Annotated in this window: 10 protein-coding genes; 8 read left to right on the top strand and 2 right to left on the bottom strand. The window is 40.8% G+C overall.

Annotated features, from left to right (window positions below; all coding sequences use genetic code 11):
- Positions 1-432: 432 nt before the first annotated feature.
- From ACFINH_RS01595 to ACFINH_RS01585, 3 genes are all read left to right on the top strand, one after another.
- Positions 433-1,668, top strand: coding sequence for an MFS transporter (locus ACFINH_RS01595; protein WP_375632090.1), 1,236 nt, complete (start codon positions 433-435; stop codon positions 1,666-1,668).
- A gap of 644 nt (positions 1,669-2,312) precedes the next feature.
- Positions 2,313-2,708 carry a hypothetical protein gene (locus ACFINH_RS01590; RefSeq protein ID WP_375631857.1) on the top strand — a complete coding sequence of 132 codons (396 nt, stop codon included), beginning with the start codon at positions 2,313-2,315 and terminating at the stop codon, positions 2,706-2,708.
- Between the two features lie 1,661 nt (positions 2,709-4,369).
- Positions 4,370-4,492: a hypothetical protein gene (locus ACFINH_RS01585; RefSeq protein ID WP_375631854.1), complete on the top strand. Its 123-nt coding sequence runs from the start codon at positions 4,370-4,372 to the stop codon at positions 4,490-4,492.
- Here ACFINH_RS01585 and ACFINH_RS01580 read toward each other — a convergent pair.
- Both ACFINH_RS01580 and ACFINH_RS01575 read right to left on the bottom strand, forming a co-directional pair.
- A complete protein-coding gene (locus ACFINH_RS01580) occupies positions 4,489-4,857 on the bottom strand; it encodes a helix-turn-helix domain-containing protein (RefSeq protein WP_375631852.1) in 369 nt (122 codons plus the stop codon). The genes ACFINH_RS01585 and ACFINH_RS01580 overlap by 4 nt on opposite strands.
- A gap of 1,697 nt (positions 4,858-6,554) precedes the next feature.
- Complete coding sequence (locus tag ACFINH_RS01575) at positions 6,555-6,923, bottom strand: helix-turn-helix domain-containing protein (protein ID WP_375631850.1); 369 nt, start codon at positions 6,921-6,923, stop codon at positions 6,555-6,557.
- Positions 6,924-7,716: 793 nt separating this feature from the next.
- Between ACFINH_RS01575 and ACFINH_RS01570 the strand changes: the two genes are divergently transcribed.
- The 5 genes from ACFINH_RS01570 (at position 7,717) to ACFINH_RS01550 (ending at position 13,510) form a co-directional block, all read left to right on the top strand.
- Positions 7,717-8,040, top strand: a complete 324-nt coding sequence (locus ACFINH_RS01570; protein WP_375632089.1) for a hypothetical protein — start codon at positions 7,717-7,719, stop codon at positions 8,038-8,040.
- Between the two features lie 272 nt (positions 8,041-8,312).
- Entirely contained in the window at positions 8,313-8,528 is a 216-nt protein-coding gene (locus ACFINH_RS01565) for a hypothetical protein (protein ID WP_375631848.1), read from the top strand.
- 661 nt (positions 8,529-9,189) lie between these two features.
- Positions 9,190-10,551 carry a PBSX family phage terminase large subunit gene (locus ACFINH_RS01560; protein WP_375631846.1) on the top strand — a complete coding sequence of 454 codons (1,362 nt, stop codon included), beginning with the start codon at positions 9,190-9,192 and terminating at the stop codon, positions 10,549-10,551.
- Positions 10,536-12,386: a portal protein gene (locus ACFINH_RS01555; protein WP_375631844.1), complete on the top strand. Its 1,851-nt coding sequence runs from the start codon at positions 10,536-10,538 to the stop codon at positions 12,384-12,386. Before ACFINH_RS01560 ends, ACFINH_RS01555 begins: the two co-directional genes overlap by 16 nt.
- Positions 12,387-12,736: 350 nt before the next feature.
- Positions 12,737-13,510, top strand: coding sequence for a hypothetical protein (locus ACFINH_RS01550; RefSeq protein WP_375631842.1), 774 nt, complete (start codon positions 12,737-12,739; stop codon positions 13,508-13,510).
- Positions 13,511-13,793 lie beyond the last annotated feature (283 nt).

Raw genomic sequence — 13,793 nt, 5'->3', positions numbered from 1 at the left:
TGAAGGATGGTGGTTTAAGGAGAGGGCTTGATTTGTTGAGCCTGACGAAGTGCTGTCGTTTGAGGAGTGGTTGGGTGTAAGCTTTATTTTGTGGGGAAAGCTGCTTTTTGTTGTGGGATTGTAGACTAGTGCTGGTTGGGAATTTTCATTCTTTGAAACGTGGGGCGGAGGTCAATGTACTAATATAGCAGATTTTGATCTCATAATTTTTACATTCTTTCTTTTTTTTTAAAGCAAATAAGAAAGAAAAATTAATATATTACTTGATATTGGTCTAAATGCTTATATCAAGAAGAGTATTTCTTTAAAAATTTTCACTTAACTTATTAAGCGATTTATTAGAATAAAAGACTCTTCTGAAGTTCATATCACCAATTGTATCGAAGGAAGTGTAACTTTAAGTGTAGAAAAGTTTAATATCGGATGGTTGATATGAATTTGTTTTTAAAAAAGAGTCCATTAGCTCTTTTTTGCTCTCTCTTTATTTCCAAAGTTGGTGATTATGCTTATGAAGTTGTTTTTATTTTACTGGTCTTAGAATTAACAGATAACACCTTTTTTACAGGTCTTGTGTATTTTTTTCGATTTATCCCTTTTCTCTTTTTTGGCCCTATAGGAGGTTGGTTAGCGGATAATTTTTCTTTGAAGAAAAATATGATCTTAAGTGAAGTTGTGAGATTATTAGCTTCATTGTTTGTTTTTATAACTTATATAACAGGTACGGCACATATCATTGTTCTTATTTTTGCAGCAATATGTACAACGATAGGAAGAAGTATTTTCCAACCAAGTTTTCAAGCTGCTATTCCCAGAATGTTTTCAATAAAAGATCTTACAAAGGCCAATAGCATTGCTCAAATTATCATGGAAACGGCAGCCGTCATTGGCCCTTTGGTTTGTTCCATACTGCTTTTTTTAGCAAATAAATCGGCAGTACTCATTTTTGATTTTTTTACCTATTTTATATCTATTATCGTGTTATTTAATCTCATGAATTTAAATTCAAGCGAGAATAAATCATTCAATTTTATAAAAATTTATCGAGAAACAGCTTCATATCTTAAATATATTTCTACAGAAAATAATAATTTATTTATTACGCTCGTTGGCTCGTCGTTTGCTATTCTCTTTACGGGTGCTATTTTAAGATTTTTAATTCCAGCTTTTGTTCTTTTTGTGGGGGGAGAGGAGAGCCTTGTGAGTTATATTTTTTCTCTCATGGCTGTTGGAACTATTGTTGGTGGTTTGTTATATAGTAAAATTATATTAAATATTACATCGTTGAAGCTCATGATATTTTGGCTTCTTTATGGGGTTATTCTGTTTGTTATGCCCTTAGCTGCAGAAATTTATTTAAAATTCCTTCTCGTGTTAGCATTTGTTCTAGGATTTATTGGTGCCTTTGTGGATATTGGTTTAGTCTCAGCTATTCAATTATATTCTCGTCGTGAAGATTTTGGTAAGAGTTTTGGAACCTTTTCAACTTTAGCAAACTCTGCGGAAGCAATGTCTGGCTTTATTGCTGGACTTTTGGCACTCGTGGGATTGTTAAGCTCTTTTTTAGCTATGTCCGCATTAATTATTTCCACGGGAATTATTGGCGTTGTAAAAATTAAGAAAAATAAAGATGTAACACCCCTTAACACGACAGTCGATGATGACCATTGATATATTTGATATCTCCATGCCTTTTCTTTTTTCTAAAGACGGTTCGCTCATTATCTTATTCATGAGGTAAAAACACTGCTCTTTGAAGGGGGTGATCTGAAACGAATGAGTGGTCAGTGGTGGAAACTTGCTAGGCAAGCATTTGAATTCTTTACAGACCGTTGTTTATAGAGTGGTACGGGGTGGATGAAGCTTTCCTTGGCTTTGTTCTGTAATGATGTAAAAGCGTAAAAATGTGAATCTGTAAAAGTGAAGCGGAGGATTTATGGGTTCATATATTGTGCGTGTTTTTTGTCATGATATGGAGGGGTGAGAAGGATTGGGGGGAAGTGTCTTCGTGAATGGAGGGGAAATGAAGGGTGCTGTGCGTTGGTTTATGTAATGCAACACACCATGAAAGTAAGTATACATATACTATATGCTTTACATGTGTTTTTTCGTACTTTTAACATATATATTTTGTGTCTTAAACATAAGCTTTGAGTACTATGAGAGATGGTGGTCGTTTTTTTAACAAGCGAGAAAGTGATTAACTAATGCTTGATAGTAAAGCAGTATGTTGTTAAGGCTATTCTTTGAAAGGAGGCTCTTATTTCTGGTGTAGGAGCTTCTCAGAAGAGAATGCAATTAATAGGGGAGTTAAGATGTCAAAATATTTATTTCCGTTACCGCTTGTATTGGTGGCTGGTTGTGCATCTATCAGTAATTATTCATCAAGTTATGTCAGTCCAAATATTACGAAAGATGATGTAAAATTAATTGCTAACGATTTTGTTCGTAATCTTAAAAAACCTTTACCGCCCGCTACAACAACACTTATTGTGAAAAAAAATAAAACAGAAGACAACTTTACTCCTGTATTTATTGATCTCTTGCGACGGAATGGATATAACGTGATCTATACAGATCAACCAAACAAACAGCAAAATGGTGTAATCTTGACTTATCAAATAATGCCAATAAAGACAGGTATCTTGTCTATGGTTTCTTATGATGAGGTTGGAGTAACGCGTTATTATTTCCGTACTTATAATAGATGAAACCCCTTTGCCGGTTTGTCTCAAAGAAGTAGATAATGAAGAAATGTGTTTCAGGGGAAGTGTTGGGATTGAATTAATCAATAAAAATTTGCAGATATGAAAATTGCATATTCAGATGACAATTATTCGTCGTCTCGGTTACAATTTCAGTGTTGTAACGAAGAAAGATGTCGTTTTATCTGTTTGCAATCTTTCATGTTCTGTCTCAGTTATATAGCGCTTTTATCGTTTCTGTCTTATAGAAAATTACTTTCTGTTCTACGGCTCTATATGCCAAACTAATAGTCAGATCTAAACAATCAAATTCATATGAACTCTTTACAGAAATCTGTTGTTTGAGATTGTTGGAAAGGTGTTTTGTTTTTATCAAATTGTCGCGTGGTGGTTTGGGAGTTTCCTTTGGCTGCGTTTTGTAAATGTGGAGAAGCGTAGAAATGTGAATCTGTAAAATGAAGCGGAGGATTTGTGCTTTGTGAGAGCTTTTATCATGGCATGGAATGTGGTGGGAAGGATTGGGGGAAGTATTTGTGAATGGAGCGGGGAACGCTGGGATGAAGAGTGCTGTTAAGTTGTGAGTGTGTGATGGGAGAGAAAAAGGGGGAATGGAGGATGAAGAGAGTGTGCGCATGGATAGGGGGGAGAGTGTGGGTAAGGCGTTGGTGCAAAGAGATGCGTGAAGGATGGCGGTTTTTAAGGAGATAGGGTTTGATTTGTCAAGCTTGACGAAGTGCTGTCGTTTGAGGAGGGCGTCTGAAGACTGTAAGGGGTACTAGGCAAAAAGCTGGGTTCGTTTATAGACTATTGTTTATAGAGTGGTGCGGGGCGGTGAACCTTTCCTTGGCTTCGTTCTGTAAATGTGGAGAAGCGTAAAAATGTGAATCTGTAAAAGTGAAGTGGGGGATTTGTGCTTTCTGAGAGCTTTTATCATGGCATGGAATGTGGTGGGAAGGATTGGGGGAAGTGTCTTCGTGAATGGAGGAGAAAGTTGAGATGAAGAGTGCTGTTGAAGTGCGTTTTCTGGAGAAGAGTGTGTGGGGAATGGCTGTGAACAGATTGCAGAGTTGATGTGTAAAGAGATGTGAAGAGAAAAATCTCGTGGTGGGCGTTTATATTCTATGGGGAGCTTAACAATTATAGTTGCATCTATATTTGTATGGGGGATATCCGTGAAATGGGTGTGAGAAGCATTGAGAGGTGTTTTTTTAATAAGTGGGTGAATGAGCAATACAATGAAAGCCTATTTAGAGGGGAAATCCTATTTAGAGGAAATCCTATTTAGAGGAAATCCTATTTAGAGGAAATCCTATTTAGAGGGAATTCTATTTAGGCGGAAGCCCATTTAGAGGGATGCCTATTTAGGAGAAATCCTATTTTAGCTCTTGTTGTTTTAGACATTGTGTTTTGTATGAGGGGCATTTTGCAGGAAAGGTGTTTTGAGGGATGTGGCTCCCTTAAAGAAAAACACAAAAGTATCAAAAGAAAAATATAAAAACTTGACAAGGTAAATGTAAAAAGGTATCATAATGATACAATCGGAATTGTGCGTTTAAATCAGATGAGATCTTTTGATAAGATTCTGTGAGAGGGGTGGGGATGTTTTTCCAAGGTTTTGGTGTTTTTATCCTATTTTGAAGTTTGTTATCCTATGATGTCGTAAACCGGTGCCTAAACCGTTTTTTGAGATGTGGTGGTATCAGGCCGGCAAGGCTTTAGGCAGAGGGGAATATTGGCAACGGATGTCGATTGATGCGCTTTTGTCTAATCAGAAATTAACCACTGTCTAATCTGAAATCAACCACAAAACTGCTTTTTGTTTTTTCGCTTCGAGCTCTCTAAAGTTTTTCAAAAGTGCGTGTTCTTTTTCGCTGTATGTGTCTTGATCGTGGTGTAAGGCATGTTCTTTTGTGGGAATATCTGCTGTTAAAAGGTCCGCATAAAAAAAGTTCATAGGAACTGCTAGTTTTTTAGCAATTTCGAGCAAACACCCCGCGCTTACACGATTTAAACCTTTTTCATATTTCTGGATTTGTTGAAAACTGACACCTAAATGGCTTCCTAATTCCTTTTGAGAAAGTCCCATTGAAATGCGTCTGTGACGGATTCTTTTACTTATTGAAATGTCATTAAAATGTGAATTTTTAGTTTGCACTTCAAGCTCCCCTCCGGTTGCGAGCGCCCTCGCATGAGTATTCCGGGAGTTTGAAAGCACTGAGCTCAGCCAGCCTTTTGCTTTTAGTGCTGACAAGCACTTGGACATAGCAAAAGCTCCCGGAATTCCGGGATACCCGCAAAGCGGGATAAATTTATGTACTGAGCGTTCGGGCTTTCAAATCCCTATTTGACCGTTGCGTGGACGATCAAAAACACAGATCAATTCATAAGGCAATTTCAGAAGATTGGCAAGAAAAATCAAAATAATTTCAAAGACTATAAGATTGGGTACTTTTTAAAAAAGTGCGAAATCTGGATTTTTAGTTTGCACTTCAAGCTCCCCTCCAGTTGCGAGCGCCCTCGCATGAGTATTCCGGGAGGTTGAAAGCACTGAACTCAAATCAGCTTTTTGCTTTTAGTGCTGACAAGCACTTGGACATAGCAAAAACTCCCGGAACTCCGGGATGCCCACAAAGTGGGGTAAATTAACGTTTGAGTTTTCGGGCTTCAACTCCCTATTGATCGCTGCGTAGACGATCAAGGCACCTTTTGAGTGATAAAGTAATTTCAAGGGATTGGCAAGAACAATTAAAAGATTTGGAAAATGAGAGCATTTTTTTGTATCTTAAAAATTATCTCATTATCTTCTTATGCCTTATGCTGTAAAATATTGTCATTTGAGGTAGGGTGAGATGGGGCATTAGAGGCAAGGATATGCCGTCGAGGGACCTTCAAGCATATCAATTTATACGGTGCTTTTTGTGAGAGTGTCTGGATATTGGAGGGTAGGGGTTATCTGTTCGTGTCTGGTGAAACAGTATTCTTTGAGGGGTGGTGAGAGGTGGTTGCCCAAATGCAATGTGCTCGATAAAAAGTGGGATTGTTAACAGACTCTTGTTTATTGAGTGGTGGGTTAGTTTGGAAATTTCGTTTGGCTGCTTTCTGTAAAGATAGAAGAGCGTAAAAACGTGAATCTGTAAAAGTGAAGTGAAGAATTTATGCATTGTATGCTTTTGTCTTGACATGGAATGGGGGGAAAGGACTGGGGAACAAGTCTGCAAATGAAGTCGAAAGCTAGGATGCAGAATGTGAAAATTGGCACTGTGGGAGAAGCTTTTTGGTGTGTGTGTGAAGCTTTGTCTTTTGGGTGGGGTCTTTGCTTCGAAGCGGAATTGATCGGTATTTGTGGGAGCTTTCGCTCTTTGTGTTGGAGAGGGATGGGTGTAAGAATATTCAGAAAAGGCTTGCTTGTTGAATCCATTTTTTGAGGGGTATGGTGTGCTGATCTGTCTGAGTGGTTGGTAGGAGGAAACTGCTACAAGATGTTGGATTCTTGACAACGCAGTGTAAGATGCTGGGGGAAAAGTTTCATTTGGTTGCTTTCTGTAAAGATGGAAAAGCATAAAACGTGAATCCGTAAAAGTGAAGTGAAGGATTTATGCGTTGTATGCTTTTGTCTTGACATGGAATGTGGTCGGAGAACTAGGGGACGCATTTGTGAATGGAGAGGGGAAAGCTGGGATGAAGAGGGGTATAAATCGCGTTGACTGGAGAAAAGTGTGTGAGGGAATATTTTAGGGCAGGGCTTATCTGTCTTGTCTGATAAAATTGCCTTCTTTGAAGTGTCGTGATCTGAAGCTTATATTTTAAGGATGTTGATATATTGGCGAGGGATGTTGATGGGTGTGCTTTTGTCTAATCAGAAATTAACCACAAAATTGCTTTTTGTTTTTTCGGCTGGAGCTCTCTAAAGTTTTTTAAAAGGGCGTATTCTTTTTCGCTGTATGTGTCTTGATCGTGGTGTAAGGCATGTTCTTTTGTGGGAATATCTGCTGTTAAAAGGTCCGCATAAAAAAAGTTCATAGGAACTGCTAGTTTTTTAGCAATTTCGAGCAAACACCCCGCGCTTACACGATTTAAACCTTTTTCGTATTTCTGGATTTGTTGGAAACTGACACCTAAATGGCTTCCTAATTCCTTTTGAGAAAGTCCCATTGAAATTCTTCTATGACGGATCTTTTTACCTATTGAAATGTCGTTGAAATGTGAATTTTTAGTTCGCACTTCAAGCTCCCCTCCGGTTGCGAGCGCCCTCGCATGAGTATTCCGGGAGTAGTAAAGTACTGAGCTCTAGTCAGCATTTTTGCTTTTAGTGCTTATCACACCTGGACATAGCAAAAACTCCCGGAATCCCGGGACACCCACAAAGTGGGTTCATTCTTACGCTAGAGCTTAGGGCTTTACTATCCCTTATTGATCGTTGCGTGGACGATCAAAATATCCTTTGAGTGATAAAGTAATTTCAAGGGATTGGCAAGAAAAATTAAAATGTTTGCTATACGGTTATAGTGTAAAATAGGGATGTTTGGGGGCGGTAATCTGATGTTAGTAGGGGAATTTATTGGGTAAAAGGTTGGATGATAGTTTAAAACCGGTGCGGGGTGGAAGCTTTATTCAGCAGAGGAAAATTTGCTTTTTGAAGTCGAATTGTAGATCAGAGCTTATCTGGCGTGTTTGATGAAACACCATTCTTTGAAGTGTGGGATAGCCATATGAAATAATCAGCAGGGAAATCTGATAGACGAGAAATCAGCTTGTTGACAGACCCGTGTTTACAGAACGGTGCGGGGTAGTAATTTGAGCGTTTCGTTTGGCTTTTTTCTGTAATGATGTAAAAGCGTAAAAATGTGAATCTGTAAAATTATGCGGAGGATTTGGGCTTTATGTGGGCTCTTATCTTTTTGGGTGTGTCCCATTTTTTTTAATTGTTGAATGCTTGTCAAATTTTGTTGCTGATTTTTATGTCATTTTTTGTGTTTGAGGTTTTGGTTTCTCTTTAGTTGGAAGGAACATGATGATGGTAGATGAACATTGTCTTCCCTTACGTCGAAGAGGGCGGAAAAAAGGGGCTTTAAATAAAACAACAAAGCGATTTAATGAAGCTCTTTTGACAGCGGCGGAGCAGGCTGGATATCACTATGGTGAAGATGGGCTGGTGTCTTATCTTCAGTATCATGCTCTCAATAATCCCGTACCTTTTTTTTCGCTGCTGGCAAAAGTGTTGCCTCTTCAGGGGGCTGGAGAGGGGGAGGTTAAAACAGTTTCGCGTATCGAGATTGTACCAGTGAATGCAAAAAATAGCGAACCGGAGAAGCATGATCCCTCGGCAACTGAGGCTTGAAGCTACGAGAAAATGTTGGGTTGGGCACATGATGTTTAAGGGATATTGTCTTTGAACGGGGATGCTAGATGTTTGTCTGAAAGCTTATGATTGAAATTGCGGTGAGGGGCGTGTGCTTTAGGCGTGTGAGCTGTGACGTTGTTAAGCTTTGGTGGGGGAAGCATGAGGACGTGGACTGGAGGAGACTTCGGTGCATATGGTGTTTTTTGGGGGTACATGGCGTCTGGGGTGGTTTGTGTGAAGGGGTCGGCAAGATGCTTTTATGGCGATGCATGAGGGGCGCGATACCTGAAAGATGTTGGGGAGTGCTTGATGATATTTGCTGTTTTGGACATTTGGTGAAGATTTGGGCTTTTCTCGTTATTGAAGGTGTGGAGATATCAAAAACAGTTTCGCGTATTGAGATTGTGCCAGTGAATGCAAAAAGTAGCGAACCGGAGAAGCTTGATACCTCGATAACTGAGGCTTGTGATATTGAAAAATGTTAGGCTGAGGTGGGTGATGTGGGGTGATGTCTTGCAAGGGGGCTGCTTTGGTGATTGCCTATCTTGAGGGGATTGAAGCGGAGGCTATCGTGTTTGTGGGCGCTCGTGATATTGGGAAGGGGCTTTGGTGAATGATGCCGTAAGGGCCCGTGTGCTGGAGGGGATTTGGTGCAGGGTATTTGTGTGGTGGATATGGAACAGTGTTTTGATGGGTGAGGGGCATGAAACTTGAGAGAAGTGTTATGCTTGCCTGATGCATGTGTTTTGGTGGGGGTATCTTGGGGGATAAAGTGTGAGGATTGGTGATGCTTGAGAGGCATGATATTGGAGGATGTTGGGCTTTGGATATGCCTGAGAGCCATGTGCTGAGGCTATGATTTGGTTGGGGGGATACCTTGCTTGTGGTTGGGGGATGACAGGCGCGGTGTTTGAGGGGGTGGGGCTTTTGTGCCTTGGGGGCTTGGGGCGCATAGGTGGGGTCAAGGGGATCTCATGCAAAAAAGTGAAATTTATTGAATATTAGGATGAAGAAAAGATAAAGCGCTGCTTTTGAGAAGGGCGTTTTTCGTTCAATTGCTCTTTTCGTTCAATTGCTCTGGGATCATTAAACTTGGGATAAGCAAAAGGGTGCAGCGCAATTATTGCTAAAGTATGAAAATTTATAATGACAACTGTTCAGAAAATTTCTCAAAAAATTGAGCAGAAAACGGCTCAAGTGGCTCTTATTCCAAAGCTTATTCCTGTCTTTACTGGAAATGCCGATGTGCGAGCCGCTTGGGGAGGACGCGGTTCTGGAAAAACACGTTCTTTTGCTTTGATGTCTGCTGTGGTGGGATATCGCCATGGAATGGCTGGAGAACGCGGGATTATTCTTTGTGCACGGCAATTTCAAAATTCTCTTAATGAAAGTTCTTTGGAGGAAATTAAACGCGCTATCGAGTCTTATCCTTTTTTACAAGATTATTATGAAATCGGCGATAAATATATTAAGTCAAAAGATGGACGGATTGTCTATGTGTTTGCTGGGCTTGATCGCAATATCGCAAGTATTAAATCAATGGGTCGCGTTTTCCTTTGTTGGGTCGATGAAGCCGAACCCGTGACAGAAACTGCTTGGCAAACACTTATTCCAACTTTGCGCGAAGAAGGAAAAGATTGGAATGCAGAATTATGGGTCACATGGAACCCATGCCATGAAAATGCAGCCGTGGAAAAACGTTTCCGAAATGTCGATAATCCTCATATCAAAGGGGTGGAAATTAATTGGCGTGATAATCCGCAATTTCCTGAAAAACTCAATCGTGATCGAATGGACGATTTGCAGCAAAGACCAGAGCAGTATAACCATATTTGGGAAGGCGAATATCTCCAAGCTGTCCAAGGGGCTTATTATCAGAAATGTCTTCTCGAAGCCGAAATGGAAGGGCGGATTACCACTGTTCCACGGGATCCTTTGATGCAGGTGAGAATCTTTTGGGATATCGGGGGAACAGGCGCAAAGGCTGATGCTACCGCATTGTGGGTCGCGCAGTTTGTTGGACGGGAAATCCGAGTGCTCGATTATTATGAAGCCCAAGGTCAACCTCTCTCAGAACATGTGGGGTGGGTCTTTCAAAGGGGATATGAAAAGGCTCTTATGGTCTTGCCTCATGATGGCGCAACAAAAGATCGTGTCTATAATGTGAGTTTTGAAAGTGCCCTTCAACAAGCCGGTTTTCAAACCAAAATAATTCCTAACCAAGGAACAGGCGCTGTGAAAATGCGTATCGAAGCCGTACGGCGGTTGTTTCCTGCACTATGGTTTAATCGTGAAACGACATGTGCGGGCAGAAAAGCGCTTGCTTGGTATCATGAAAAGCGCGACGAACAGCGCAATATCGGACTAGGAGCTGAACATGATTGGGCTAGCCATGGCGCCGATGCCTTTGGACTGATGTGTGTGGCTTATGAACAACCAAATGCTAAAGCGCGAAAAAAACCTTATCGCTCGTTTCACCATTCTCAAACTTCATGGATGGCTTTTTAATGAATAGTTCTACAGATTCTTCTTTTAATCAAATCGAAACGCTTGAAAATCAAGCTCTCTTTAAAAAACTCGTGGGTTGGTATCAGGATGATATTGATCATGTCGAAAAATGGCGAAAAAATGCCCAGGAAGATTACGATTTTTATAATGGACGGCAATGGAATGAGCAAGACTTGGCTGTCTTGCACGAACAAAACAGACCCGTGATGACTTTTAACCGTATTGCGCCTTTAATTAATGCCGTGATTGGGGCTGAGCGCAATAATAAAAGGCAAGTGCAATTTATTCCACGACAAGAAGGGGCTGCCTTTGCGAACCAGATTTTGACAGGAGCAGCCGAATGGTTTCGCGATGAAGCCGATGGGGAATACGAAGATTCCGATGCCTTTCAAGATGCAATTATTTGCGGTATGGGCTGGACAGATACACGCCTTGATTATGAACAAGATCCGCAAGGAAAACCAATTATTGCACGCTTAGACCCGATGAAAATGGTGTGGGATGCAAGTGCTGTCAAGTCTAATCTTATTGATGCTCAACGCTTATGGTATATTGATGAAAAACCCCTTGCTGTGGCGCAGGAAATGTTTCCCAATGTTCATTGGAGTGACCTTAATGCTGATTGGGTTAAACATCAGAGTTTTTTACATTCAACCAGCGATGGGATGACACAAAATTATCAGTCCGAGAGGGGGTATCAAGGAGAAGAGGGGAGCGGCTATCAACGTCCTAAAATGGTGACATTGGTAGAATGTCGCTGGTTTGAACGCGAGGTGGTTTATAAAGTTCTCGAGCCTCTAAGTGGAAAGTTTGTCGATTATTCAGAGCAGGATTTCCAAAATTTAAGCAAAACCTTTCCTCATGTCCAGGCAACAAGGTTGAACAGAAAAATTGTCAAACGGGCATTTTTAGGTAGAAAGCTGCTTGAAGCGCCTGATAAGCCTTTGGTTCCACCCAATCAATTGGGATGGGAGTGTATTACCGGTACTTTTGATAAGTTAAGCCGACAGTTTTACGGAATTGTGCGCCCTACAAAAGATCCGCAACGGTGGGCAAACAAATATTTTAGTCAAGTAATGCATTTGCTCAATAGCCAATCAAAAGGCGGCATTATGGCAGAGCGCGATGCTTTTGATGATGATCGACAAGCCGTCGAGAGTTGGGCTAGAGCTGATAGTATTACTTGGTTGAAAAGTGGTGCTGTGTCTGGGGGAAGAATTCAGCCTAAACCCGTGGCACAATTTCCGCAAGGGTTTTTCCAATTGTTTAATGAAGCAAAGAGCGCACTTGAACAGGTGACGGGGTTGTCTTCTGAATTTATTGGGACGCGAGCTGTCAATCAGCCTGGCATTCTTGAGCAACAACGGCGACAATCGTCACTTAATCTTTTGGCTTCCTTTTTTGATGGGTTGCGTCGATATCGGCAACGACAGGGAAAAATTATTCTCTATCTTATTCAAAATTATCTGTCCGATGGGCGGTTGGTGCGTATTGCCGGTGATGAAAATGCCCAATATGTGCCGCTGACACGCGAAATGGTGACAAGTTTGGAATATGATATTGTCGTGGATGATGCACCAACAAGTCTTAATGAAAAAGAGCGTACTTTTGCACTGATCATGCAACTGCTTCCTTTGATGCAAAATTTTGCAACGCCTGAGATTATGCTTGATCTCTTACGCTATTCACCTTTACCAGCCTCACTCATTCATAAAATTGCGATAAAGGCGCAAAATTCTCTTCAAGAAGAGCAAAATGCCTCAGCGCAGATGGGGAATAATGTGGGGGCAGACCAGATAATGCAGATGTTGCAGACAGTAAAGGCTCAACAATAGGATGCTTTATGATGCGCTCTCTTGGATGAATTTCATCTATCAGAAGTTGCTTATCTAAACAATGTCCATAGTTACCCATGTTGCTTATGTCGTGCAATGTCGCCTCTCTTTATCTCAGAAGAGCTGTTGTGTTGAGTCGTAGTGTTGGTGTTGGGAAACATCTTTAATAGAGTCTTGCTGTCACGGCGGGGATATGGTGGGAGGTGTTTTGCTGTCATGGTGGGGGAGCCATGTGAGGAGAATGCTGGAGCCTAAGTGATGATGGGTAAGCATTAAGCGGTAAATGCTTATGGGGCTGTTTTATCTGAAAAATTTGATTTTATTGTTTAAAAAAAGAGAAGGCTAATGTCATGGATCAAGAACACTTAACGCCGGCAGAACAAAACCAATTGAAACAAGATTTTCTGGTCTCAACACAAGAGAGAGAAAATGGTGAAATTGGAAGAGAAGAAAAAACTCTTGAAGATAATTTTCAAGGGCAAATGCATCAACAACAGGACTCTTCGCAAAAGGCTGGAAAAGAGGTTCAAGGGGGAGAAGATGCTCCACCAGATCCACAAAAAGACTTTATGGGCTATATGCAATGGTTGGGAAAAACACTCCAAAAAAAAGGGCTTTTACATGAAAAACAACAGCCTTCTCTTGGTTTGGAAGCAGAACAGTTACATGCGTTTTTTCAGCAGTCTGTTGCTAGTGTTAAACAAAAGCATCATGATTTTGATCAAGCAGCTGATTTTATTTATGAAACGAGGGCTAAACAGTTGGCAGCTTGTGCTTCGCTCTATCCTGAGATGGCCGATCCCAAAAATATTGATGCGTTGATTGGTGATGAGTTGAAGCAGATCTTGCGCGATTGTGCGCAAAAAAATCAAAATCCGGCTGAAGTGATTTACTCTATTGCACAAAAAATTGGCTACACAAATGTTCCCAATAACATGGGTGAAAATTTACAGGAAAGACACAATTCTGCACGTACTCTTGCTGCTTATAACGGTTTAACGCCAAATGGGCCGATTTCTTTGGATATGCTTGATAAAATGTCAGAAGCAGAGTTTAGCGCTTGGGTTGCTGAACCTAAAAATAAAGCTGCTTTTAATCGTTTAATGGGGGGAAGAGAATTTTAAAAACAAGAATGAGAGGGGGGCGGGAAAGTTAAGAGGCTTTTGGCGCAGGAGAATGCGGGGGAGTGTTTTTTGCGGGAAAGTTAAGAGGCTTTTAGCGCAGGAGAATGTGGGGGAGTGTTTTTTGCGGGAATGTTAAGAGGCTTTTGGCGCAGGAGAATGCTAGGGGATTTCTTAAACACGGATGTGGAGAGGAGAGCTCTTATAAGGGGGAGGCAGACGCTAACAGAAATTAGATAAAACTCACAAACAACCTATTCACCATTTGAAATGAAATGTGGTGTTT

Source organism: Bartonella sp. AA74HLJMH (assembly GCF_042197045.1).
Lineage (GTDB): Bacteria > Pseudomonadota > Alphaproteobacteria > Rhizobiales > Rhizobiaceae > Bartonella.
Note: the sequence above shows the minus strand (reverse complement) of the source record. Positions and strands in the feature narration are given on the sequence as shown.